This is a genomic window from Xanthomonas sp. NCPPB 4037 (assembly GCF_041475695.2).
Taxonomy (GTDB): Bacteria; Pseudomonadota; Gammaproteobacteria; order Xanthomonadales; family Xanthomonadaceae; genus Xanthomonas; species Xanthomonas campestris.
In genome coordinates this window covers 1,923,467-1,945,483 of the sequence record NZ_CM191261.1, presented here as the reverse complement: position 1 = coordinate 1,945,483, position 22,017 = coordinate 1,923,467, and the positions used below count along the sequence as shown (strand labels likewise).

Sequence of the window (22,017 nt, the reverse complement as noted above, 5' to 3'; positions counted from 1 at the left end):
TCGTTTTGCACTAATGGTCAACATAGGATTTATCCCTGCGACCAAAAGGAGTTTGATGCATGTCGAACATCACCCTGATCAACCAGACCGACGAGACCGTTCGCCTGGCGTTATACCAGAAGCCAATCAGGAACCCCACGCTTGCAACCATTGCTTGGCAAGTCGTTGCACCGCCGCCGGGCGGCAGCTCGACTGTGGACATCCCGTCAGAATTCAGTGTGCAGGCGCGCTACTCCAACGATCCCACGAACCCGAGCAATCTGGACACGTCGACCAGGCCGGTGAGCTTTTCGGAGACCTCGGCTTCGTTTTCGATCGACGGCGTGGTTTCGCAGGATCGCCGCGCGAATGGCGCTGTGATCAACCATAGCCCCGACGATCTAGTCCTCAACGAAGTTCGTGTCATCAATAACTTCAGCATTGGTGCTGAAACCACGATCTACCGTGGTGGCGATGCGATCTATGAAGCGCAGGTCATCTGGCCAGGGGGCCTATTCTTGGAGGACCTCCGCACCAGCATGTATGTAGCCGTCGTCTCCCAGTTCATCTATAAGGGGATGCGTCTGGTGAGGGAAGAACTAAGCTTGACCGAGACGGAGGTTCCGGAAGGCGGCTCGCTCATCGTGACCGGCTCGATGTGGACCGGCTATTCGCTAACTGTTGCATGAGGATAAAAAATGACAGCCTTCAGAAGTGATCTTTTGGGTTCTCTCGACGCTGCGCATGAAATTTGTGGCTTACTCACTGACTATGACCCTACGAGAAAAAGCTTGAAAGGTCTTCACCGCTGGCAGGGGGAAGCATTCGAAGCAATCCAATCTGAAGGTGGGATAGAGCGGATAGAAGACCACCTTAACGCTATTGCAGAGCGAGACACTGACAGCAAGACTGCTGTCAGTCTACTCAAAGCCGAAGTCCGCGAAACTCATAGTTTTCTTAAAGAAATTGTCGCCGCCTGGGAAAAATGGAAGAATAACAAAGAGCAAAGACGGGAGATAGAAAACAATGAGCGAAACTCTCGAAATAACCGCGAGCAACGAAATCTTTCAAGCGTAAAAACTCAATCAAAATATGGGCTAGGGACCTTAAGAATAGTTTTCACAAGCTTGATTGCAATCCTTGCCGAGCTCTTCCCCGGATTGAAGGCAATACTTGAGACCGTCAAAGAAGGAGTAGAGCACTTTACTACCTAGTTAGTTCTTTCTTTACTGCGGGCGACTTAAAGAAGGCGACTGCGCTCACGGATACAAAGACGACCAGAACAATACTTGGCCACGACTTGGAACCAAATTTTAAGATCACCATCCCCAATGCAATGAGCGTTGGCAACCATGCTAGGGGATGGATGACCAAATGGACCTTCCGCAAAAATGCCAATTGCTGAGCGAAGCCTGCCTTTGCACTATTGATCGCTGTTTGCAGTGCAGCGGGATGTTTACTAGATGAGCTTTGGACGTCCGAGATTGAGAGATTGAATCCCGCCTCAACTCTCTTTGAAGCAAGGCGCTGGTTGTGGAGGATGCCGCTTAGCAGGAGCGAAACCAACAACATGCCTAAGCAAAGGCCAGAGGCGCTCCATACGTCCCCCGCTAACCACACTGCAGCCAAGCCACCAATCGACAAGGGAAGCGCCAGCATCTTCCCGGAGCTTTCTCCAAGCACCGCAGCCATCCGGGTTGCGTAATCAAGCTCAATTCGCGCCACATCCCCACGAAGCTTCTCAAAGGAAAACTTTTGGACGTAACACTCGGCGTTGAGTTCATAGGCCATGACAACGTCAGACCATGAGTAGACCAGGTATTGGAATACTGGCTCGAGAGCATCGGCGTGCCTCTTCGCCAGAATGCTTGTGAGTGCTACCCGGAACAACTGCCTATGTTCATTGATGTGCAGCCTGCCTTCTTCATCGGAAAAAAGCGCCTCCAAAATTGAGATATCGGGCTTGGGAGCCTGTAGGCAGGGGCGAGTTATCCTGGTGTCAATCTCGAACGTTTTTGGCCCGGTGTCGCCCGTCGCTGGAAGAACAAATAGGAGCTTCTTGGTGCTAGCCGTCAAAGAGACCGTGTTCAAGGAGAGCTTGAGCAAGCCACCAATCAACCTTCCCAGATGCAAAGCAGCGGCCAACTCAGGGGTCGGCTCTTCAGCCTCCCCAAAGATGTCTTCTTGGATAAGGTAGTAGTTGCTAGGAACACCACCTAAGCTTAGAAGCTCCGACCCATCAACGAAGTCATAAACGTCGGAATAGAACCTGCCGAACTCATTCGCAGGCAGCTTCCATGTGAATGAAATTTCCCCACCGTTTTCATCGGGTCCATCTTCGAAGTGCCCGAATTTTCTGTCCATCCGCAGGCATTCTTGGATCTCGCCCGCAACGGCAGACACCTGCCCGTCATAGGAAAATGTTCCCTCCTCTACAGGAGGCCTCCCAGCGGCACGGTATAGGCGAACTACATTCTCGAACACGATTGGTCCTTAGCCACGCTGATCCAGAGCTGCCTCGATCTTCTTTGCTGTCTCATCCGGGAGGCGTCGGATTCGAAGTGACTTGTCCGCACGGTTGTAGATCAAAGGACCCTCGGTTTCGCTGATTTCCGTGTCTTCGAACGACAGACGCCATCCCTCCGCTTGCGCCGTTATCCGAGTAACGGACTTGAGATATTGAGCACTGACCACAAAAGACTCTGGAACTTGGGCCTCCTCGCCGTTCAGGTATTCACTCAATCCCTCAACGTGCTCAACCAACTCGTCTCCCAGCGCTACACGGACCACTGCAACCAGGGTTCCGACCGTTATTACAGCCCCCTGCGGCAGAGCTGCCATATGATCGATAACCGCTCTTCTCACCTTACGGGCCTGAGGCTTGATCTCTTTTTTTGAAGAGACAAATTTCCTAACAGCGTCGATTGCTGACTTGGTAGCTCGGTTGGATGAAACACCCTTTTCACACCCCAGCGCATCAATGAAATACTTGGCTACTTCATTGCGTGCACCTTTGTTAACGAAGCAGAGATAGGTCCTCTCTTCCTCGTCAGCATCGACATCCGCAGAGCCCACGTTCAATGCCTGCTCATACCTTGTAAGATTGATACGTGCAGCTTGATGCAACTTCGATAAGTCCAGCTCCTGGATGTCAGTGGGGACCATATCCACCGACAAGCTCAACGCACCGCGCTCTTTGATCATCGCGACAAGCAGGAACGGCGTTGCGTTGACCTCGTAAACCATAAAAAACACATAGCCACCAGTCGACAAAAGCTCCTTACCCGCAGCGGCTACAAGTTCGGCCATTGCGACCTCGGTCAGCGTCATAAACGTTGCTAGGTCAGAACTGGCGGTCAAGTTTTCTACTGCGCTTGGGAACTGACCCTCTCGGTTGTTCGTTCCGAATTGACCCCAGAATACGGTGCTCCCGTCTCGCCCGACGAGACGCGACAGTTGCTGCCCCAGCGACTGCACTTGGATGAGTGAAACGTCCAAAGGTCCAGGCGCACGCCTGACTTGTGAAATATTGGAATGAGCTTCTTTTTCTAGAGAATGAATCACCGCGAAAATCAGTCTATCCATAGCTTCGTTGTCCCCCATTCGGCTCAGGCAACGATGGTAGCACCCACCTCTATCTGGCCCCGACAGCCCCCAAGCTCGTGCTCGCTTCAGCGACGATCGCTAAGAAGCGGTGCTGTTCGCCAGGTGTCCTTTGATTAGTTCCAGGACCGCCATTTGTCGATCTGCTGGCAAGCGGGCGACCAGCAAAATGACCTCAGCCAACACGTCCGAGCTTGCATGGAAATATGCCGGGGGCACACCCAGGGCATTGCTCAAAGCCGCCAGCGTCTCGTGGTCGGGCTCCCTCTCCCCCCGCTCGTAGCGGGAGAGTCGTGACGAGGCAGATTTCTCGTTCATCCCCAGCAGCGCTCCCAGTTCGACTTGCGACAGGCCTGCCACGCGCCTGGCCGCACGGAGGCGACGACCAAAGACGGAACTTGTGGGCAGGGATGCGGGCATGGAGATCTAACTGATGGCTGAGCTCCAAGTCTGCACCGAGTAGCATCCTAACGCACTTATCTGCCAATATGGCAGATAGAATCGCACCCATCAGAGGCCATATGGAACTTTCAGGACAAGGAGCGTTCGCAGCGCTCCTGGCGTTGACGCTCTTCTCGCCGTTCACCACCCACGCCCAGGATGTGCCGGAGCAGAAGTCTGGCTTTTTCCGTCAACTCGGAAAGGGGTTGGCCGACACGGGCAAGCAGATGGTCGGCATCAAGCCGAACGCCAGCAGCAAGGCCGGCAGCCAGGGAACTGGCTCGATCTACACGCCCATCAGCGGTGCAGGAAAGCTGCCCAACCTCTTCAAGGCAGACAACCACCAGCAGGCCCAGCTCGGGAAGTTGGACTGGCCCCGAGTTGCGTTGACCTTTACCGAGTGGGGTGCATCCCTGCCCTGCTGGACGGCTGAAGCTCGCATTTGGACCAGCCCCACGGCCTCGACCACGGAGACCTTCCGCACCTGCTTCGATGCCGCAGTGACCGAGACCGACGACCTGGGTGAGACGGCGGAGCTCAACAGCGCTGCGCTCTGGAAGGGCCGGGACACGTTGAGCGGCATTCGAGTGCCGCCCGGCAAGCCCAACACGGGCGCACAGCGGTCCACAGGTCCCAACCCACCGACTCAGCCTTTTGTGGTCAACGTAAGCCGCCCTGGCGTCGCTGACCGCGCCGTCGATGTCGCACTGCGCGTCGCCTGGGTCTCGGGATTCCTCCAAACGGCCAACCTGCACCCGGGTCCCTCGGGGATGCTGACGCCATTCAAGGACAGCCGCATGTGGATCGCCGGGTTCAAGCCCGACGGCAACCGCGACAAGTAACCCCGCCTCCTCCTCCCCACTCCTTCTCGCTCTCAAAGGACAGACATGAAACACGCAAGGATTGGCCTGGTCGCGTTGACCATGGCCCTGGGCCTGACTTCCTGCAGCGGCAAGCCGTCGAACGACAACGCCAAGCAGGCGCTGGTCACCCTGCTCCAGCAGAGCGGCGCCGGCCAGGTCACGGACATTCAAAACTTCGAGCTTTCGGGCTGCGTGGAAGCGGAAGGCGCCGACGGCTACAGGTGCGATACCCACGGCCAGGTGCTCCTGCAGATTGCAGGTCGGCAGGTCCCCGTGCCCGTCAACAAGAACTTGCGCTATGCCAAAGCGGACGGCACGTGGAGGGCCTACGCCAAATGAGCGCGCCTCCCCTACTTGACCAGCCGGTGCCCGCCCGGCGCAAGCTCATGACGCCACTGGACCGGTTCTTTTGGTGGTATTCGGGAGCATTGCTTCTCCTGGGACCTTTTGGATTTCTCGTTGGGCCAGTGATGGCCCAACGCGGAAACCGGAAGGCGGCTCGCCTCTACCCGGCAGAGGCCCGTGCGGCTCAGGCGCGGGACAACGGTTTCGCTTGGTGGCAGTGGTGGGCCATGACAATCCTCACCCTGATCGGCGCTTTCTGGGTGTTTGGCCTGCTGAGCGGGCTGCCGATGTTCCTGTTTGTCGTATATGCGAAGCTGGCTGGCTATCCGGTTTCTTCCTGATCCCGACGGCACCCAACATCTTAATAGCAAAAGGGCTCCTTACAAGGAGCCCTTTTTCGTAAAAAACGCGCAGCAAAATCCAATAGTCTTAAGCCACTTTGAGCTGCACCTTCATCCCCGCCCGACCAGCGAGTGCTATTAAGGTGTCAACGCTGAATTTTTCGACCTTCTTTCGATAGATGTCAGACACCCTCGGTCGGGATATCTTCAAAATAGCTGCAGCATCTTCCTGGCGCAACTTCTCATCATCGATCCAAGATATCAACGCACCGGCTAGCGTCTCTCGCAAAGCTTGACGCTGAGCGATCTCGGCATCCGCCTCGGCTAGCAAGGCAGTTGCACTAGCCTCGGAGAAGCCCAAATCAGTGAAGATATTGCCGGAAGCTTTCGTTACATGGGCGACACCATGATCATTAACATTATTGGCCATCTTATTTAACTCCTGCGTCTTTCTTCGCTGCTGCGTATCGGGACTTGGCTATCTGGATATCACTATCTGATGTCTGATTCGTTTTTTTCTTGAAAGCATGCAGTACATATATCGATTTCTCGAACTTTGTAACCAAGATGACTCGATACCATCCATCCTTGTCTCTGAACCGTATTTCGAAAGCGCCATGCCCGACAGCGCTCGAGAGACCATCGGCATCCTTAGGTTCCTCACCAAACTGTACAGACCGCAACTCTTTACCAGCTTCTTTTCGGATTTCTTCCGGGAACAAACGAATCAAGTCTTCCCTTGAAGAGCCCATCCAGCTAAGGTCTTTCGCGCTTTTACGCTTCCTGCTTCTGAGCACAGTCGCCATTGTATACCTATTGATACATCTGTCAAGTGTGTTCCGTCGGGGTGACCGAAGACGCTAGAGATTGTCGAAGCTTACCTTTGCTAGTCCGGGCGAATGCTTTCCTAGGCCGCTGAGCTTTTCCCGAACATTGAATTCTCGACTATAGGTTGAGTGATGCTCGTCATCGAGCTCATGGCCAACGATCTGCGCGCGCAACTCCGACACGACCCCAGCCCCCTGCAACTCCTGAATAAAGGTCTTCCTGAGCGAGTGGAACCCTCTTTTTGCTGGCTCCCAGGCCTTCCCAACCTCGGCCAGATGCCGACTGAAAGCCTTGGTGATCCAGTTCCCTTGCCCATTGACCGCTGTAGCCTTGGCAGCCGGGAACAGCCTCGTTTCGCCGACCCTGCGCTTGCCATCGACCCAATCCAAGAAGCCGATATTGAGCAGCTCAGGATGGAGCGGCACCGTCCTAAGGCTGACATCGGTTTTGACTTTTTGGTGCTCGCCCTCGTCTGAGATGCGGAGGCACGGAATACCGTCCTCCTCAAACACGTCCTTGATAAGCAACTGGCCGACCTCTGACGCCCTCGCCCCAGTGTAAAGACCAAGGAGCGATGCCCAGCGAGCCGACTCTGACAGCTCGGCCAGCGCATCAGGTGCAAACAGCGCCTTTATCTGGGCGCGGTCATACGCCTTAAAGCCCAGCTTCTTCCGAGCCTGCTTCTCGCGCTGGGAGTAGCTCACATGGCCGGACGCAGGGTTGTCGCCTTTCGGGTAATGGCCCGACGCCATGGCCCATTCGAAGAACCCGCCCTTGCCGCCGATGTAGCTCTGCTTGTTCGTGAGGGTCGGGGTCGAAGCGCCCTTCTCGCGCATGTCCTGATACCAGCGGGCCAAGTCCGAACGAGTGATGGCATGGACCTTCACCGCAGGCCCCAAGAACGTCACCAGCGCCTCGATGGCGGTCTTCTTGATGGTGTAGGTCTTGGGCAGAGTCGAGCCCTTGAGGGTCGCCAGGAACGCGTCACGGGCTTTGCCCAGCGTCACCGTTTCGATGGCCGGCGCAGAGGCCTGCCTACTCGGGCCCGCATGCGGTGAGCCAAATATGGTTGGCGCGGCAACCGGAACTGCCCGAGCCTGCAAGGCAGCGCCGGCCATCGCTTCCAGCTCCATGAGCTGCCGATAGAGCTTCAAGTCCTTCGGACTGTCGATCTGCCACTGCTCCGTCAACGTCCCATCCGGCTGGCGGGTGCGGTTGAGCGTCAGTTCTTGGAGGTTCTCGGCGCTCGTCAGGCGAGCGATTAGGAGGTCGGCGTCCGACTTGTTGAGCTTGGCCACGCGTTGATCCTTCAACTGTGCGAAGAGCCGAGCATAGCCCGCCCCAAGGACCACCGCACGCACATGCGCTTGCGCCAAGTCCTTCGTTTGCAAGGTGCGTTTGATAAGCCGGCAGCCCATCACGGTTTGCAAATCTATGGGAACACGTTGGACAAACGACCAACGACCGGTCGGAGAACGGCTCAGATGATGAGGGATGCGCATGCGAGTGTTTCCTCTGCATGCTTCCTGCCTTCCAATCAAACCAATTCAGATTTTTATGTTAAAAATCAATGCCTTGGAAGTGACTGGCGGAGAGAGTGGGATTCGAACCCACGGAAGGTTTGACCCTTCGCCGGTTTTCAAGACCGGTGCCTTAAACCGCTCGGCCATCTCTCCGATGCTGCTGGTGCGTGCGCCAACGGCCTTGGTCGCTCGCACGAGCGCCACCATGCAGTGCAGGTGGCGCTGAGGTGGTGACCGCCAAACTGCTTGGGGCTGCCACCGCCGGGATCACTCCCGGGCGCGCATTCTCGCATGCCCGGGCCGGTTTGCCCACGCGTCGGCGTTGGCTCAGCCGGCTTCGGCCACCACCAGGCGCGGGGCCGCTGCGGCGGTGGCGCGCTTGAGCTTTTCCGCCAGCTCAGCGCAGTTGCCGCCGCAATCCAGGCGCGAGCGCTCGATTTCCTGAGGCAGGTGTTCGGCCAGGAAGTCGATAAACACACGCACGGCCGGCAGCAGGCCGCGGCGCGAGGCGAACACGGCGTGGCAGATGCCTTGCGGCAGCGACCAATGCGGCAGCACCACTTCCAGTTCGCCATTGCGCACCGCTTCGGCGCACACCGTCTCCGGCAGCATGGTGATGCCGAAGCCGTCGCGCGCCATCGATTGCAGCAACGGGAAGTCGAAGCCGGCCAGTCGCGGCTGCAGGTCAACGCGGCGCATCTCGCCGTTGGGGCCGTGCAGTTCCCAGCGCTGGTGCGCTTCGTCCTCGCTGGTGCTCATGGTGGTGTGGTTGGCCAGCTCACCCGGGTCTTTCGGACGTCCGGCGCGGTCCAGGTACTTGGGGCTGGCAACCAGCAACTCCTGCACCTGACCAAAGCTGCGCATCACCAGGCTGCCGTCGTCATCCAGCCGCGAACGCACGCGCAAGGCGACGTCGTAGCCCTCGTTGATGACATCGACGCGGCGATTGCTGATGTTGAGCTGCAGCCGCACCTTCGGGTATTTACCGAGGAATTGCGGCAGCAGTTTCGGTAACTGGATCTGTGCCAGCGACACCGGCACGCTCACGCGCACCAGGCCGCGTGGCTCGGCGCTGAGGCGGTCGACCACCTCGCGCGCGGCCTGCGCCTCAGCCAGCATGGTTTGCGCATGCCGGTGCACGCTGGTGCCGACGTCGGTCACCGCGAAACGGCGCGTGGAGCGCTGCAACAGGCGCACGCCCAGGTCGGTTTCGAGTTGACTGATGCGGCGGCTCAGACGCGATTTGGGAATCCCCAGCGCGCGCTCGGCAGCCGCAAAGCCGCCGTGGTCCACCACCATCGCGAAGTAATACAGGTCATTCAGGTCGTGCATGGCGCAGGTATCCATGGATAGAACGATGCGCGATATTTAACCACCTTTATCCCAATCGAGCAACGAACGTGTCCGGCGTCACGCCTTGCGCCACCTGCCTCAAACGCCAACGGGGCCGTCACCGGCCCCGTTGGGTTACGAACACTTTTGGGTCACTGCGTCGAACTTCGTTGCTCATGCATCGCTAGCGCCCGCTTGGGCCGGCCGAACGCTGCGGCAGCCGCGTGACTACCAGCTATCTAATGCGCTCACGACCCTGCAGCCAAACGGCTGCGCAGCAGTCCAATGACGCTCAGCCAATCCGCTCCAGCCCACCCATGTACGGGCGCAGTGCGTCCGGCACATCGATCGAGCCATCGGCGTTCTGGTAGTTCTCCATCACTGCGATCATTGCGCGGCCCACGGCGGTGCCGGAGCCGTTGAGCGTGTGCAGCAGTTCCGGCTTGCCGCTGGCCGGATTGCGCCAGCGTGCCTGCATGCGCCGCGCCTGGAAATCACCACAGTTGGAGCACGAAGAGATCTCGCGATAAGTCGCCTGCGAGGGCAGCCACACTTCCAGGTCGTAGGTCTTGATCGCCGAAAACCCCATGTCGCCGGTGCACAGCAGCACCTTGCGATACGGCAGGCCCAGTTTTTCCAGCACCACTTCGGCGCAGCGCGTCATGCGCTGGTGTTCGGCCTCGCTGTCTTCCGGGCTGCACGCGGTGACCAGTTCCACTTTCTCGAACTGGTGCTGGCGGATCATGCCGCGGGTGTCGCGGCCACCGCTGCCCGCTTCGGCGCGGAAGCACATCGAATGGGCGGTCATGCGTAGCGGCAGGCGCTCGGCATCGACGATGGCATCGCGCACGATATTGGTCAGCGGCACTTCGGAGGTGGGAATCAGATAGCGCTTCGAATCGCCCACTTCAGTCTGGAACAGATCGTCTTCGAACTTGGGCAGCTGACCGGTGCCACGCATCGAATCGGCGTTGACCAGCAGCGGCACGTTGGTTTCTTCGTAGCCATGCTCGCCCACATGCAGGTCGAGCATGAACTGCGCCAGCGCACGGTGCAGGCGGGCGATTGGGCCACGCAGCACGGTGAAGCGCGCGCCGGACAACTTGGCTGCGGTTTCGCCGTCCAGCCAGCCGTGCGGCGCGCCGAGTTCAACATGATCCTTGACCGCGAAATCGAACTGCCGCGGCGTGCCCCAGCGCGCCTGCTCGACGTTCTCACTCTCGTCCTTGCCCGCGGGCACATCGGCAGCCGGCAAGTTGGGAATGCCCAGTGCAATGCCTTCCAGCTGCGCGCGGATGACATCCAGTGTGTCTTCCGATGCCTTGAGCTCATCGCCAAAGCCTGCCACTTCGGCCATCAACGCCGCCACGTCTTCGCCCTTGGCCTTGGCCTGGCCGATTGCCTTCGACTTGGAATTGCGCAGGCTCTGCAGCTCCTGCGTGCGCACCTGGATCCGCTTGCGCTCGCTCTCCAGCGACTCCAGTTCCGCAGTGTTCAAGTCGAAGCCGCGCGTGCTGCGCAGGCGCTCGGCAAGGTCGGCGGGATGTTGGCGAAGCAGGGCCGGATCTAGCATCGGAGGATCGTTTTTGGTGGGAGCCGGGGATTATCGCCTGTTCCGACAGTCGCTGCGATCGATTCACCGATGCTATGCCAGAATCGGCCTGATCCTTCAGGTGAGCCCTATGCCCGCGCCCCGCCCTGCGTCCGATCGCCACATCGTTCTGCGTCTGCCCCGCCACACCCTGAAAATTGCCGGTATCGCGTTCGTCGCGGGCCTGCTGCTGTTCCTGCTGGTCTGGGCCACCGGGCGCAAGGACGACTTCTACAAGGCCTCGCCCGCACAACCAACCGCTGGCGCACCCGCCGACACCATCCAGCCGCTGCCGGCGCCGTTACCGGCCCAGGATGGCTCCATCGAGATGCCGCAGGCCAAGCCGCCCGAAGACGCCCCCACCCTGGTGGAAACCACCCCGCCTGCGCCGCCCGCACCGGCCCCGCTTCCCGAAGACGCAGTACCCGGTGCACCTGGCGCCCCGACCAGCGCCGCGCCCGTTGCAGGCGGTGATCGGCCGGTGCCGATGCAGGGCCAGATGCCGCCGCCACGCTATCCCGCAGCGGCGCTGCGCCGTGGCGATGCGGGCGATGTGGTGGTGCGGGTTGACGTGGATGCCGCCGGCAACCCGGGCGGCGTGGCGCTGGTGCAGCGCAGTGGCTCGCGCGATCTGGACCGCGCCGCGATGGAAGCGGTGCGTCGCTGGCGCTTCCACCCGGCCCAGCGCGGCGGCCAGCCGGTGGCTGGCAGTATCGATATCCCGTTCGAGTTCAAGCCCGCTCAGTAAGCTGAACCTCGCCCGGTCGCCGACCGGGATGTGAAGGCGCCGCCTTAGCTGCGCCTCAGGCAAGGCCGACCAGACTGTGGGTGTCATCCCAAAGATGCGCCCGGAGGTTGGCCATGTCCTTCACCTCACAGTCTTCATCCCACCACGCCACACCCCTGCCGCGCGACGCAGGCCGCCGCGTGCATGATCACGACAGAGACGATGCCTCGCCCTGGTTGTGGGCGACCGTGCTTGCCGTGCTGGTGGTCATTCCCACTTGGTGGTGGGCGCGGCATAGCGACGAATCGCTGGCAACTGATGCTCCAGCGCCGATGGCGCGTCAGGTCCTGCCTGCGTCCGATGCGCCGCGTGAGGCAATGATGATCCCGCATCTACCGGTGCGCCCGCCGATCAGCAGCCAGGAGCCGCAACCGCTGCCCGGCAACGCAATGCCGAGCTATCCCTCGCAGGCTCTGCAGGACGGCAGCGCCGGCAGCCGCATCGCGCGGCTGCAGTTGGACGTGCAGGGCCGCGTCAGCGTGGTGACCATCGTGGAGCGCCAGGGCAGCCCGGATCCGCGCCTGGACGAAGCCGTGGTGGAAACGCTGCGTCAGTGGCGCTTCGAACCTGCGCTGCGTGACGGCCATGCGGTCGTCAGCAGCGTGCAGGTGCCGGTGGAGTTTACGGACGCGCGCTGAGCCCGAACCCGGCGCCCTGCGCCAGGCTGTCGAAGCCTGGGAACGAGGTGGCCACGTTGGCCACGTCGTTGACCTGCACCGTCCCGGTGGACAGCTGGCCTGCGATGGCAAACGCCATTGCAATGCGGTGATCGCCATAGCTCTCGATGACGCCGCTGCCCAGCGTGCCGCCGTGAATGGTGGCACCATCCGGGGTTTCGTCCACCACAATGCCGAGCGCGCGCAGGCCCTTGGCCATCGCGGCAAGACGATCGGATTCCTTGACGCGCAATTCCGCCGCACCACTGACGACCGTGTCGCCGCGCGCCGCAGCTGCGGCGACGAACAGCGCCGGGAACTCATCGATCATGTCCGGCACCAGCGCTTCGGGAATCTGCGCGCCCTGCAGCGGTGCGTACCGCACGCGCAGGTCCGCCACCGGCTCACCGCCATGTTCGGCATGATTGTCTTCCACGATATCGGCGCCCATCAGCCGTAGTGCGGCCAACAGGCCGGTGCGCCGCGGATTCAGACCTACCGCACGCAAAGTCACGTCCGAGCCGGGAATGATGCTGGCGGCTACGATGAAAAACGCCGCCGATGAAAAATCTGCCGGCACCGCGATATCGGTCGCACGCAGCCGCTGGCCGCCACGCAGACGCGCCTGGCCAGGAGAAAACGCGATGTCCACGCCGAATGCGGAGAGCATGCGTTCGGTGTAATCGCGCGTAGGATGCGGCTCGCTCACCGAGGTCTCACCCGCTGCGTACAGCCCGGCCAGCAGCACGGCCGATTTGACCTGTGCACTAGCCACCGGCGAGGCAAACGTAATGCCTTGCAGCGGCTGGCCGCCATGGACACGCAGCGGCGGCGTGCCATCCGATTCGGTTTCGATACGTGCACCCATCTGCGCCAGCGGGCCGGTGACGCGGCGCATGGGCCGCTTGGACAACGACGCATCGCCCACCAGCACGCTGTCGAACCGCTGCGCCGCGAGCACGCCGGCCAGCAAGCGCATACCGGTACCGGCGTTGCCACAATCCAGCGGCCCCTGCGGCGGCTGCAGGCCGTCCACACCGACGCCATGCACGATGCGCTGCGACGCCGACGGCGTTTCAATGCGCACGCCCAGCTGGGCAAAGATCGCCGCGGTGGAGCGCGTGTCTTCGCCCTCCAGAAAGCCGTCGATCTTCGAGGTGCCATCCGCCAGTGCGGCGAACATCACCGCGCGGTGCGAAACCGACTTGTCGCCGGGAATGGTCAGGCTGCCCTGCAGCGCGGTGCCGCGCTGTGCGATCCAGTGTTGCGTGCTGTTGCTCATGCGAATGATCCGATTGCGACGGCATCGCTGCAGTCAGCAATGCGCGTGTGAAGGAAGGCGGTGTAGAGACAGGCGCCGCGTCAGGGCCGACGCGGCGCCGCAGCCGATGCGCTGCTCAGGGAATGGCGACCGGATACGAGCCCAGCACCTTGATCTGTGCCGAATGCGCTTCCAGTTCGGCCAGTGCCTGTTTCATCGACTCGTCCTCCACATGGCCGGCCAGGTCGATAAAGAAGCCGTATTCCCACTTGGCCTGGTGCGACGGCCGCGATTCGATGCGGTTCATGCTGATGCCATGCCGCGCGAACGGGCTGAGTACATCGAACAACGCGCCCGGCTTGTCGTGGATGAACACCAGCACCGAGGTCCGGTCATGCCCGGACGATGGAAAAATCTGCCGGCCGATCACCAGAAAGCGCGTGGTGTTGTCGTCGTCGTCCTCGATCGATTTCATGATGACTTTCTTCAAGCCATACACGTGTGCGGCGCTTTCGCCACCGATGGCCGCCGCGTCCTCGGCATTACGCGCACGGCGCGCGCCTTCGGCATTGCTGGAGACCGCAATCTTTTCCACCTCGGGCAAGTGCGAACGCAGCCAGCCGGCGGTCTGCGCAAACGACTGCGAATGCGCGTAGATGCGTTCGATGTCTTCCAGGCGCCCGTTGCGCGAGAGCAAGTACTGATGCACACGCAACTCGACTTCGCCACAGATCTTGAGGTTGGAGGTGAGGAACATATCCAGGGTGACCTGGATCGTGCCCTGGCCGGAATTTTCTACTGGCACTACGCCGAAATCGGCGTTGCCGGCTTCCACTTCCTGAAACACTTCTTCGATGGTCGCCATCGGCAGACCCACCGCCGAGCGGCCGAAATGCTTGAGCACCGCCTGCTGGCTGAAGGTGCCTTCCGGGCCGAGATACCCGATCTTCAGCGGCTCCTGCTGCGCAAGGCACGCAGACATGATTTCGCGGAACACATGCACCAGCACTTCATCGCTGAGTGGTCCTTCGTTGCGGTCCACCACCATGCGCAGCACCTGCGCTTCGCGCTCGGGGCGGTAGTAATCCACCGCCGCTGCCAGCTTGCCCTTGGCCTTGCCGACCTGGTGCGCGAAGTTGGCGCGCTCGGCAATCAACGCCTGGATGCCACGGTCGATCTCGTCGATCTTGGCGCGTACATCGGCCAGCACTGGGGCAGCGGTTGCCAGTGGCCTGGCGCTGTCCTTGCCAGCTAACTTGGTGGCTTTCTTGCTGCTGGCCTTGGTAGCCGACTTGGCGGTGCCGCCAGCGGCGTTGGTGTTCTTGGGCTTGGGAGCCATCGGGGGGCTTTCCTTCAATAAAACGGCGCACTGCGCCAGCGCGGCATCGCCGCGGTTGTGGGGGACTCAGCCGTGGCGCTGCTGGAAATCGTGCATGAAGGCCACCAGTGCCTGCGCACCGGCCACCGGCATGGCGTTGTACAGCGAAGCGCGGATCCCGCCCACGGCCTTGTGCCCCTTCAGCGCGAGCAAGCCGGCCGCCTTGGATTCGCTGACGAACAACGCATCGAGCTGCTCATCGCCCAGAAAAAACGGGATGTTCATGCGCGAACGCACTGTCGGCATCACCTGGTTGCGATAGAAGCCACCGGAGCCATCGATTGCGCCGTACACCAACGCGGCCTTTTCGGCATTGCGCTGCGCGAATGCGGCCACCCCACCCTGATCGAGCATCCATTTGACGGTGAGCCCGAGCAGATACCAGTTCCAGGTGGGCGGTGTGTTGAGCATCGAATCGCGCGCCACGTGCGAGGCGTAATTGAAGATGTCTGCACGCGGTTGGCCGGCACGCTCGAGCAATTCCCGGCGCACGATCACCACCGAAATACCGACCGGGCCCAGATTCTTCTGCGCCCCGGCATAGAGCAGGCCATAGCGCCTGATGTCCAGCGGCTCGGAGGCGATCGACGAACTGAAGTCGGCGAACAGCGGCAAGGTGCCCACGTCCGGCGTGTCGCGGAACTCGACCCCGTGAATGGTTTCGTTGGCAGTGATGTGCACGTACGCGGCGTGCGGCGACAGCGTCCAGCTCGCGACCGGCGGAATGTCGACATAACCGCCGGGCTGGCCATCGGCGGCCACGCGCACGTCCACATACGGCGTGGCCTGCTTGATCGCGGTCTTGCCCCAGTGGCCACTGACCACGTAGTCAACCGCCTGGCCGGGCGCGGCGAAATTCAGCGGCAACAGCGCCTGGATGGTGGTCGCGCCACCGGAGGTGAACAGCACCGCGTAGTCGTCGGGAATCGACAACAGCGTGCGCAAGTCCGCCTCGGCGGCGGCGGCCACCGCCATGAAGTCGGCGCTGCGGTGGCTGATTTCCACGATCGAGGCACCGACGCCGTTCCACTCGACCATCTCTTCCTGCGCTTGCCGCAGGACCGATTCCGGCAATGTCGCAGGGCCGGCACTGAAATTGAACGCGCGTGTCATGGCACACCTTGTCGAGCTAGCCTCTTAGTATGCCGCAGCGCATCCGCGTTGGCAGCGCCGACAAACGGTTGCACCTGCATCCTTTTGACCCTGCGCCGCGTAGTCTGGAGACCTGGAGCAGAACTTTCGTGCTGGTCCGTTAGTCTCACCTTGCAGCCACTGCCTGGAGCCTGCCATGTCACTTCGCGATGCCTTGAAGACGCCGTCCAGCGAGATCACCGATGAGGCCGTTTATCGCGACCGGCGGCGCTTGCTGCAGTTGTTCGCGCTGACGCCTGCGCTGAGCGTGGCCGGGTGCGCCGAGGCCGATCCGCCGCCTCCGCCGAAGACCGTGGTGACGCCCGCACAAGCGCGCAGCGGCTTCCGCACCGCCGAGGAACTCACCCGGCTGGAAGATGTCACCAGCTACAACAATTTCTACGAGTTCGGCACCGACAAGACCGACCCGTCCAAGGCGGCCAAGACACTCAAGGTGTCGCCGTGGTCGGTCAAGGTCAGTGGCGAGTGCGAAAAACCCGGCAGCCTGTCGCTGGACGAGTTGCTCAAGGTAATAAGCGCCGAAGAACGCATCTACCGGCTGCGCTGCGTTGAAGGCTGGTCGATGGTGATCCCGTGGACGGGCGTGCCGCTGGGCGAAGTGCTCAAGCGCTTTGCCCCCACCTCCAAGGCCAAGTACGTGGCCTTTACCACGCTGGCCGACCCGCAACAGATGCCCGGCGTGCGCTACCGTTCGATCAACTGGCCCTACCGCGAAGGTCTGCGCATCGATGAGGCCATGCATCCGCTGACGCTGCTCGCCACCGGGCTCTACGGCAAGCCGCTGCCGCAGCAGAACGGCGCGCCGCTGCGGCTGGTGGTGCCATGGAAGTACGGCTTCAAGAGCATTAAGTCGATCGTGGAGATCCGCTTCGTCGAGAAGATGCCCGAAACCGCCTGGCACGACATGCAGCCGTCCGAGTACGGGTTCTTTTCCAACGTCAATCCGGCCGTGGATCATCCGCGCTGGAGTCAGAAGACCGAGCGCCGCATTGCCGGCACCGCCAGCAAGTTGTTTGCGGAGCGAATTGCGACCAAGCCCTTCAACGGCTATGCCGATCAGGTCGCCTCGCTGTACGCAGGGATGGATCTGAAAAAGTGGTTCTAGAGACGCAACGCCCAGCGTGACATCCACCCGTTGTCTGTAGGAGCGCACCCGGGCGCGATGGCTTTCCCGGAAACGCCTCTCGCGCCCGAGTGCGCTCCTACGACAACCAACGCATCGCGGCTGCGATGCATCGCTTCATCTTCGAGATCGCATGGCCAAGACATCCGTTTCCGTGATCGCTGCCAAGACCGCCCTGCATGCCGCCGTGCTCGCGCCGATTGCGCTGCTGGGCTGGCAGTTCTGGCAGGTGTGGCAGCAAGGCAGCGACGAGCTGGGCGCCGACCCGGTGGCCGAGATCGAGCATCGCACCGGGCTGTGGGCGCTGCGCCTGCTGCTGATCACCCTGGCCATTACGCCGCTGCGGCAGCTGACCGGCCAGGCGGTGCTGATCCGCTTTCGCCGCATGCTCGGCCTGTATGCGTTTTTCTATGCCAGCGTGCACCTCACCGCGTACCTGTGGCTGGACCTGCGCGGGTTCTGGACGCAGATCTTCGAAGAGATCGTCAAACGCCCGTACATCACGGTCGGCTTCACCGCCTGGCTGCTGTTGGTACCCTTGGCGATCACCTCGACTCAAGGCTGGATGCGGCGGCTCAAGCGCAACTGGGGCCGGCTGCACATGCTGATCTATCCGATCGGGTTGCTGGCCGTGCTGCACTTCTGGTGGCTGGTCAAATCCGATATCCGCGAGCCGGCGCTGTATGCCGGCATCCTGGCGCTACTGCTGGGGTGGCGCGTGTGGAAACGGCTCAGCGCGCGCCGAACCACAGCAAGGCGCTCAGCGCCGCCGCCAGCAACACCGCGCTGAGCAGCAGCCACGGCCAGCGGGCCACCTTTACCGGCGCCCGGGTCGGGGCTTCGCTTACGCGTGGCAACGGTTGCGGGTCGCTCTCGGGCACATGCCAGGTGGCGTCGTGCTGGATCTTGGGCACTTCCACCACAAAACGGTGGCGCGCGTCGAACACGACCTGATCACCGGCTTGCAGCCAGCCATCGCGCACCTGCACGCCGTTGATCCAGCTGCCCTCTTCCGAGCCGAGATCGCGGATCAGCACCCGGTCGCCATGCCGTTCCAGGCGGGCATGCTGGGCGGCGAAGGCCGGGTCGTCGATGACGATGTCCGCCGCCGGGTCGCTGCCGACCAGCCGCGAACGGTCCAGCGTGAAACTGCGCCCGTGGTGGCGACCGCCCAGCCCGCGTAGCAGCAGGCAGACTTCGCTCAGGCCGGCATCGTCGTCCTGGATGTCGTTGGCCGGTGCAGTGGACGGCGCACTGCGCAACAGCATCTCCACGCCATCGGCATACAACGCATCGCCGGCACGCAACAACGCCATGCGCCGCACCGGCCGCCCGTTGACGTGGATGCCGCGAATGCCGTTGGCCACCTGCAGCCAGAGACCGCGCTGATCCAGGCAGAACTGCGCCAACAGCAACGCGCCCTGGGCATCGTCGACGATCCGCACGCTGCCGGAGGCATGGCGTACGATCCGGTGGACGCCGGGCTGGAGAGGATGATCCGGCTGCTGCCGGTGGGTGAAATGAACTTGCAGATCGCGCACCCGCCGCAGCCTAGCAGGTTTGCCCGCAGCCCCATAGCGCATGCCGCCGCACTTGGAGCGCGCCCCGCACATGCGCACAATGCGCGCTCCATCGCATGACTTCAGGAACCCATGTCCAGTATCGATATCCGCCACGACCATTCCAGAACGCCGGCGCAGGCCCGTGCGGCGATCGAGGAGGCGGCACGCAAGCTGACCGATCGTTACGGCATCGCTTCGCACTGGGAAGGCGACACCTTGCGCATCGCGCGGGCGGGCGTGGACGGGGCGATCAATCTGCTGCCGCAGCAGGTACATGTCACCGCTGAGCTGGGCTTTTTGTTGTCGGCCATGCAGCCGATGGTCGAGTCCGAGATCCGCCGCCTGCTGTCCGAAAAGCTGGCCTGATCCAGCCCCTGGCTTCAGCCGCAAGTCACCTGCGCCACAGCCTGCGGGCAGATGCTTGATGGATGCTTCACCTGGCCGATGCAGGGCCGGCACTAGGGTGAGGTAACGTCAGTCCGCAACCGACAGGAGCATCGCATGACGACCGGATACGATCAGAACGGCAACCGCGGCAACGCGGCCCATGGGTTCCAGGCGCAGGCCGAACAGGTGTCGCGCCGGCTCGGCGAATCGGCGCAGACCGTCTGGCTGGCCGGGCTCGGCGCCCTGGGCCGTGTGCAGAGCGAAGGCAGCAAACTGTTCGACTCGCTGGTACGCGAAGGCGCCGCGTACGAACGCAGCGGCCAGCGCAAGGCCGCCGCCAGCGCAGACGAATTGCGCGAGGAAGTGGAAACCCAGTTCGAGCAGGCGCGCGATACCGCGGTACGTGGCTGGGACCGGCTGGGCAAGGCCTTCGACGAACGCGTCAAGGGCGTATTGCGCACCCTCAACATCCCCGAGCAGGACGAGCTGGAAAACCTGCGTCGTGAGGTGGAGTCGCTCAAGGCACAGGTGCGCGCGAACACGGCTGCGACCAAGCGGGCCAACCGCACCGCCAACCAGGCCGCACAGGCGGCCAGTAGTGATACTGCGTCTGGCACCGCAACGCCGGGCAGTGGTCCCGCAGCTACTCACACTGCGGCCTTTGACGGCGAATAAACCCTGCACAACTGGATTGTTGCAAAGCAGCATGGTTTTTTAGACAATCGGGAAGACCCGCCAGTCCTGCAACACGAAGTCCGTTTGCTCCCCTCCCCTCACGGCTTCGGACTGGCGGGTCTTTCGCTGCCTGGGTCACGGCTCGTGCATTCACCGGACCGCGATCCATTGACGAATCTGCCGCGAAGGATTCTTCTAAGCGCACTGCTTCGTTAGACGCGCCATTGCTTCGCTAGATACTCATGTCCCATTGGATGTTGGCGCTTGTGGCTGCACTCCTGCTCTGGTTGGCGGTGAGTGGCTATCTCTGGTTGGTGCGCCGACGCGCCAACGAACTGACCGAAGGCGTACGCGCGCTGGCCGCGATGCATTGGCGCGACTTTTCCGCCGTGGTGCTGCGGGTGCTGCAGGACCAGCGCGGCTGGCAACCCACCCAGTTGCCGCAGGACGGCCTGCCCACCGCCGATTTCATGATGCAGACCGAGCACGGCACCCGCCTGGTGGCCTGCAAACACGGCCGCGGATATCGCATCGGCGTGGCTGCGGTGAACGAACTCGGCGCGATGGCCCGCCTGGCCGGCGCCAATGGCGGGGTGATGGTCACCGAAGGCCGCATGGAACGTGAAGGCATGGCCGCGGCCGACAAGCAGTCCATCGAGGTCCTGGATGGCGCGCGGCTGTGGCCGCTGCTCAAGCCCTACCTGCCCGGCGATATCGAGACCGGCGTGGTCGGTGCAGCCAGGCGCCGGGCGATCCGCCACACCGTGATTGCCGGCGCGGCGGCGGCAACGCTTGGAGTGGTGATGGCAGTGGCCCTGCAGCCGGCCGAGGTGCCGCCCGCGCAGCCACTGCCACGCGCCGCAGCACTGACTCCCGCACCAGGCGCGACATCGACTGCTCCACCGGCTGTTGCGCCGGCTCCGGCATCGGCCGCACAGGCAGCGACGTCGACTCCACCGGCCATGCCGGTCGCCGCCGGCGATGAGCCGGACCTCGCCACGTTGCAGGGCTACCAGCGCGAAGTCTCCAGGGCATTGGCGCAGACGCCAGGACTGGTGCGCGGGATCTGGCTGACGCAGTTGACGCTGGCGGTGGACCGCACCGTGGACGATGCGACCGCCTGGCCGCTGATTTGCCGCGAACTGGAGCGTTACCCCTACCTGCGCACGGTGCGCGTGCAGCTCAATCCGCGCGCCGGTGTCGCCGAGCCGGTGCGCTGGCGGCAATGCACGACGATCTGAATCGCGCAGCCTGATGCGTGCGTGCGGGCGGTGCGTTCTGCGCGACACCTGCCAGCCGCGACCACCTCGCCCGCCGCTCGCCTTGCCCGTCGCTTCATCCAACCCGTCGCTTTGCCCAGTACGCACCCTGCCGCCACCGGCCGCATGCGCGCGCAAGCTCGACGTGCGCAGTGCGGAATCGCTCAGCGCATGCCCGGCGCGAAGCGTGCAATCAGGTCGTAAGACCCGCCCAGGAACAGCTGCCGCACATAAGTGACCGGCTGGTCGCCGCGCCAAGTGTGCCGGTCGATGACCAGACAGGCCGCGCCATCGGCAACCTGCAGGCATCTGGCCTGGGCAGGATCGGCACTGATCGCGCTGATGCGGTGCTCGGCACGGGTCCAGGGCACGTTGCGCAATAGCCAGCTGCCAGGCGCGATGGTGTCGAATGGCTGCACCAGCGCCTCGGGCACGGTGGTGATGTCGATGACGCGTTGCTCCAGGGCGAACGGACTGCCATCAGCCACATGCACGCTTTCCAGTGCCAGCAATTTGCCGCGGCCGCCCAGCGCACGCTCCTGCGGCACGCGCTGCCGCACCGCGCGCACGCGCCGCGACAGCAACTGAAACTGATAGACATGGCCGCGCGTGGTCATCTCCACTTCGATGTCCGGGATCGACAGCGCCACCTGCTCCAAATGCGGATGCGGCCGCGCGACGAACGAACCAGTGCGGCGGCGGCGCTCGATCATGCCGGCGTCGGCCAGCAGGCCGAGCACCTTGTTGACGGTCATGCGCGAGCAACCGTACTGCGCCATCAATTCATGCTCGGGCGGCACGCGGTGCCCGGGCGGCCAGTCACCACTGTGGATGCGTTGCTCCAGGTCCTGCCGGATCCGCTGATGCAAGGTTCCGGGTGCGGCGGGGGTGGCGGTGGTCACGACAGGGTCTCCGGTGAGACCTGCATTGT

25 protein-coding genes and 1 tRNA gene are annotated in these 22,017 nt (G+C 62.3%); 12 read left to right on the top strand and 14 right to left on the bottom strand.

Features of this window, described 5'->3' with window-relative positions; all coding sequences use genetic code 11:
• Positions 1-59: 59 nt before the first annotated feature.
• Together ACCQ01_RS08725 and ACCQ01_RS08720 are read left to right on the top strand one after the other, a co-directional pair.
• Positions 60-668 (top strand): hypothetical protein, encoded by a 609-nt coding sequence (locus ACCQ01_RS08725; RefSeq protein WP_221290889.1) that lies wholly within the window; start codon positions 60-62, stop codon positions 666-668.
• A gap of 9 nt (positions 669-677) precedes the next feature.
• Positions 678-1,193: a hypothetical protein gene (locus tag ACCQ01_RS08720; protein WP_221290890.1), complete on the top strand. Its 516-nt coding sequence runs from the start codon at positions 678-680 to the stop codon at positions 1,191-1,193.
• Here ACCQ01_RS08720 and ACCQ01_RS08715 read toward each other — a convergent pair.
• The 3 genes from ACCQ01_RS08715 to ACCQ01_RS08705 form a co-directional block, all read right to left on the bottom strand.
• Complete coding sequence (locus ACCQ01_RS08715) at positions 1,186-2,463, bottom strand: hypothetical protein (protein WP_012437556.1); 1,278 nt, start codon at positions 2,461-2,463, stop codon at positions 1,186-1,188. The two genes, ACCQ01_RS08720 and ACCQ01_RS08715, sit on opposite strands and share 8 nt — an antisense overlap.
• Positions 2,464-2,472: 9 nt before the next feature.
• On the bottom strand, positions 2,473-3,564 hold the full coding sequence (locus ACCQ01_RS08710; protein ID WP_043890308.1) for a nucleoid-associated protein: 1,092 nt from the start codon (positions 3,562-3,564) through the stop codon (positions 2,473-2,475).
• A 99-nt stretch (positions 3,565-3,663) separates the two neighbouring features.
• Positions 3,664-3,942, bottom strand: a complete 279-nt coding sequence (locus ACCQ01_RS08705) for a helix-turn-helix domain-containing protein (RefSeq protein ID WP_052309057.1) — start codon at positions 3,940-3,942, stop codon at positions 3,664-3,666.
• Between the two features lie 161 nt (positions 3,943-4,103).
• Here ACCQ01_RS08705 and ACCQ01_RS08700 point away from each other — a divergent pair, with 161 nt between their 5' ends.
• From ACCQ01_RS08700 to ACCQ01_RS08690, 3 genes are read left to right on the top strand one after another with little or no spacing between them, the layout of a single operon-like run.
• Complete coding sequence (locus ACCQ01_RS08700; protein WP_221290891.1) at positions 4,104-4,865, top strand: hypothetical protein; 762 nt, start codon at positions 4,104-4,106, stop codon at positions 4,863-4,865.
• Between the two features lie 45 nt (positions 4,866-4,910).
• Positions 4,911-5,225: a hypothetical protein gene (locus ACCQ01_RS08695; protein ID WP_221290892.1), complete on the top strand. Its 315-nt coding sequence runs from the start codon at positions 4,911-4,913 to the stop codon at positions 5,223-5,225.
• Positions 5,222-5,572 carry a hypothetical protein gene (locus tag ACCQ01_RS08690; protein WP_228432830.1) on the top strand — a complete coding sequence of 117 codons (351 nt, stop codon included), beginning with the start codon at positions 5,222-5,224 and terminating at the stop codon, positions 5,570-5,572. Before ACCQ01_RS08695 ends, ACCQ01_RS08690 begins: the two co-directional genes overlap by 4 nt.
• 88 nt (positions 5,573-5,660) lie before the next feature.
• Here the strand turns inward: ACCQ01_RS08690 and ACCQ01_RS08685 are convergent, their stop codons facing one another.
• From ACCQ01_RS08685 to serS, 6 genes are all read right to left on the bottom strand, one after another.
• Positions 5,661-6,002: a helix-turn-helix domain-containing protein gene (locus ACCQ01_RS08685; protein ID WP_076035962.1), complete on the bottom strand. Its 342-nt coding sequence runs from the start codon at positions 6,000-6,002 to the stop codon at positions 5,661-5,663.
• A gap of 1 nt (position 6,003) precedes the next feature.
• Positions 6,004-6,378, bottom strand: coding sequence for a type II toxin-antitoxin system RelE/ParE family toxin (locus ACCQ01_RS08680; RefSeq protein ID WP_076035963.1), 375 nt, complete (start codon positions 6,376-6,378; stop codon positions 6,004-6,006).
• A gap of 54 nt (positions 6,379-6,432) precedes the next feature.
• On the bottom strand, positions 6,433-7,902 hold the full coding sequence (locus tag ACCQ01_RS08675; protein WP_228432831.1) for a site-specific integrase: 1,470 nt from the start codon (positions 7,900-7,902) through the stop codon (positions 6,433-6,435).
• 84 nt (positions 7,903-7,986) lie between these two features.
• Positions 7,987-8,076 (bottom strand) — tRNA-Ser (locus ACCQ01_RS08670).
• 174 nt (positions 8,077-8,250) lie between these two features.
• Positions 8,251-9,270, bottom strand: a complete 1,020-nt coding sequence (locus ACCQ01_RS08665) for a LysR family transcriptional regulator (protein ID WP_011036777.1) — start codon at positions 9,268-9,270, stop codon at positions 8,251-8,253.
• Between the two features lie 277 nt (positions 9,271-9,547).
• Positions 9,548-10,828, bottom strand: coding sequence for a serine--tRNA ligase (serS, locus tag ACCQ01_RS08660; RefSeq protein ID WP_228432832.1), 1,281 nt, complete (start codon positions 10,826-10,828; stop codon positions 9,548-9,550).
• Positions 10,829-10,937: 109 nt separating this feature from the next.
• Between serS and ACCQ01_RS08655 the strand changes: the two genes are divergently transcribed.
• Positions 10,938-11,594 (top strand): energy transducer TonB, encoded by a 657-nt coding sequence (locus tag ACCQ01_RS08655; protein ID WP_042598846.1) that lies wholly within the window; start codon positions 10,938-10,940, stop codon positions 11,592-11,594.
• Between the two features lie 113 nt (positions 11,595-11,707).
• A complete protein-coding gene (locus tag ACCQ01_RS08650) occupies positions 11,708-12,271 on the top strand; it encodes an energy transducer TonB (RefSeq protein WP_228432833.1) in 564 nt (187 codons plus the stop codon).
• Here the strand turns inward: ACCQ01_RS08650 and aroA are convergent.
• The 3 genes from aroA to serC all read right to left on the bottom strand — a co-directional run bounded on the left by aroA (position 12,255) and on the right by serC (position 16,041).
• Complete coding sequence (gene aroA / locus ACCQ01_RS08645; RefSeq protein ID WP_228432834.1) at positions 12,255-13,571, bottom strand: 3-phosphoshikimate 1-carboxyvinyltransferase; 1,317 nt, start codon at positions 13,569-13,571, stop codon at positions 12,255-12,257. The two genes, ACCQ01_RS08650 and aroA, sit on opposite strands and share 17 nt — an antisense overlap.
• Before the next feature lie 115 nt (positions 13,572-13,686).
• On the bottom strand, positions 13,687-14,889 hold the full coding sequence (gene pheA / locus ACCQ01_RS08640; RefSeq protein ID WP_228432835.1) for a prephenate dehydratase: 1,203 nt from the start codon (positions 14,887-14,889) through the stop codon (positions 13,687-13,689).
• A gap of 66 nt (positions 14,890-14,955) precedes the next feature.
• Positions 14,956-16,041 (bottom strand): phosphoserine transaminase, encoded by a 1,086-nt coding sequence (gene serC, locus ACCQ01_RS08635; RefSeq protein WP_228432836.1) that lies wholly within the window; start codon positions 16,039-16,041, stop codon positions 14,956-14,958.
• Between the two features lie 175 nt (positions 16,042-16,216).
• Between serC and msrP the strand changes: the two genes are divergently transcribed.
• Positions 16,217-17,185, top strand: a complete 969-nt coding sequence (msrP, locus tag ACCQ01_RS08630) for a protein-methionine-sulfoxide reductase catalytic subunit MsrP (RefSeq protein WP_228432837.1) — start codon at positions 16,217-16,219, stop codon at positions 17,183-17,185.
• A gap of 151 nt (positions 17,186-17,336) precedes the next feature.
• Positions 17,337-17,993: a protein-methionine-sulfoxide reductase heme-binding subunit MsrQ gene (gene msrQ, locus ACCQ01_RS08625; RefSeq protein WP_228432838.1), complete on the top strand. Its 657-nt coding sequence runs from the start codon at positions 17,337-17,339 to the stop codon at positions 17,991-17,993.
• Here the strand turns inward: msrQ and ACCQ01_RS08620 are convergent.
• Positions 17,935-18,744, bottom strand: coding sequence for an FHA domain-containing protein (locus tag ACCQ01_RS08620; RefSeq protein WP_057672743.1), 810 nt, complete (start codon positions 18,742-18,744; stop codon positions 17,935-17,937). The two genes, msrQ and ACCQ01_RS08620, sit on opposite strands and share 59 nt — an antisense overlap.
• 111 nt (positions 18,745-18,855) lie before the next feature.
• On the opposite strand from ACCQ01_RS08620, the gene ACCQ01_RS08615 reads away from it, so the two are divergent.
• The 3 genes from ACCQ01_RS08615 (at position 18,856) to ACCQ01_RS08605 (ending at position 21,068) form a co-directional block, all read left to right on the top strand.
• Positions 18,856-19,131 carry a polyhydroxyalkanoic acid system family protein gene (locus tag ACCQ01_RS08615; RefSeq protein WP_057672745.1) on the top strand — a complete coding sequence of 92 codons (276 nt, stop codon included), beginning with the start codon at positions 18,856-18,858 and terminating at the stop codon, positions 19,129-19,131.
• Positions 19,132-19,266: 135 nt separating this feature from the next.
• Positions 19,267-19,827, top strand: a complete 561-nt coding sequence (locus tag ACCQ01_RS08610; RefSeq protein ID WP_014507416.1) for a phasin family protein — start codon at positions 19,267-19,269, stop codon at positions 19,825-19,827.
• Between the two features lie 242 nt (positions 19,828-20,069).
• Positions 20,070-21,068, top strand: a complete 999-nt coding sequence (locus tag ACCQ01_RS08605; protein ID WP_228432839.1) for a restriction endonuclease — start codon at positions 20,070-20,072, stop codon at positions 21,066-21,068.
• A 182-nt stretch (positions 21,069-21,250) separates the two neighbouring features.
• Here ACCQ01_RS08605 and hutC read toward each other — a convergent pair whose 3' ends face one another.
• Positions 21,251-21,988: a histidine utilization transcriptional repressor HutC gene (hutC, locus tag ACCQ01_RS08600; protein WP_228432840.1), complete on the bottom strand. Its 738-nt coding sequence runs from the start codon at positions 21,986-21,988 to the stop codon at positions 21,251-21,253.
• Positions 21,989-22,017: the final 29 nt, after the last annotated feature.

Coding starts and splice junctions, on each gene's coding strand:
- ACCQ01_RS08675 (WP_228432831.1), bottom strand. CDS start 7,902: ATGCGCATCCCTCATCATCTGAGCCGTTCTCCGACCGGTCGTTGGTCG.
- ACCQ01_RS08695 (WP_221290892.1), top strand. CDS start 4,911: ATGAAACACGCAAGGATTGGCCTGGTCGCGTTGACCATGGCCCTGGGC.
- ACCQ01_RS08680 (WP_076035963.1), bottom strand. CDS start 6,378: ATGGCGACTGTGCTCAGAAGCAGGAAGCGTAAAAGCGCGAAAGACCTT.
- ACCQ01_RS08685 (WP_076035962.1), bottom strand. CDS start 6,002: ATGGCCAATAATGTTAATGATCATGGTGTCGCCCATGTAACGAAAGCT.
- ACCQ01_RS08615 (WP_057672745.1), top strand. CDS start 18,856: ATGTCCAGTATCGATATCCGCCACGACCATTCCAGAACGCCGGCGCAG.
- ACCQ01_RS08610 (WP_014507416.1), top strand. CDS start 19,267: ATGACGACCGGATACGATCAGAACGGCAACCGCGGCAACGCGGCCCAT.
- aroA (WP_228432834.1), bottom strand. CDS start 13,571: ATGAGCAACAGCACGCAACACTGGATCGCACAGCGCGGCACCGCGCTG.
- ACCQ01_RS08725 (WP_221290889.1), top strand. CDS start 60: ATGTCGAACATCACCCTGATCAACCAGACCGACGAGACCGTTCGCCTG.
- ACCQ01_RS08655 (WP_042598846.1), top strand. CDS start 10,938: ATGCCCGCGCCCCGCCCTGCGTCCGATCGCCACATCGTTCTGCGTCTG.
- ACCQ01_RS08665 (WP_011036777.1), bottom strand. CDS start 9,270: ATGGATACCTGCGCCATGCACGACCTGAATGACCTGTATTACTTCGCG.
- msrQ (WP_228432838.1), top strand. CDS start 17,337: ATGGCCAAGACATCCGTTTCCGTGATCGCTGCCAAGACCGCCCTGCAT.
- ACCQ01_RS08650 (WP_228432833.1), top strand. CDS start 11,708: ATGTCCTTCACCTCACAGTCTTCATCCCACCACGCCACACCCCTGCCG.
- ACCQ01_RS08690 (WP_228432830.1), top strand. CDS start 5,222: ATGAGCGCGCCTCCCCTACTTGACCAGCCGGTGCCCGCCCGGCGCAAG.
- ACCQ01_RS08700 (WP_221290891.1), top strand. CDS start 4,104: ATGGAACTTTCAGGACAAGGAGCGTTCGCAGCGCTCCTGGCGTTGACG.
- ACCQ01_RS08710 (WP_043890308.1), bottom strand. CDS start 3,564: ATGGATAGACTGATTTTCGCGGTGATTCATTCTCTAGAAAAAGAAGCT.
- serC (WP_228432836.1), bottom strand. CDS start 16,041: ATGACACGCGCGTTCAATTTCAGTGCCGGCCCTGCGACATTGCCGGAA.
- ACCQ01_RS08720 (WP_221290890.1), top strand. CDS start 678: ATGACAGCCTTCAGAAGTGATCTTTTGGGTTCTCTCGACGCTGCGCAT.
- msrP (WP_228432837.1), top strand. CDS start 16,217: ATGTCACTTCGCGATGCCTTGAAGACGCCGTCCAGCGAGATCACCGAT.
- ACCQ01_RS08605 (WP_228432839.1), top strand. CDS start 20,070: ATGTCCCATTGGATGTTGGCGCTTGTGGCTGCACTCCTGCTCTGGTTG.
- serS (WP_228432832.1), bottom strand. CDS start 10,828: ATGCTAGATCCGGCCCTGCTTCGCCAACATCCCGCCGACCTTGCCGAG.
- pheA (WP_228432835.1), bottom strand. CDS start 14,889: ATGGCTCCCAAGCCCAAGAACACCAACGCCGCTGGCGGCACCGCCAAG.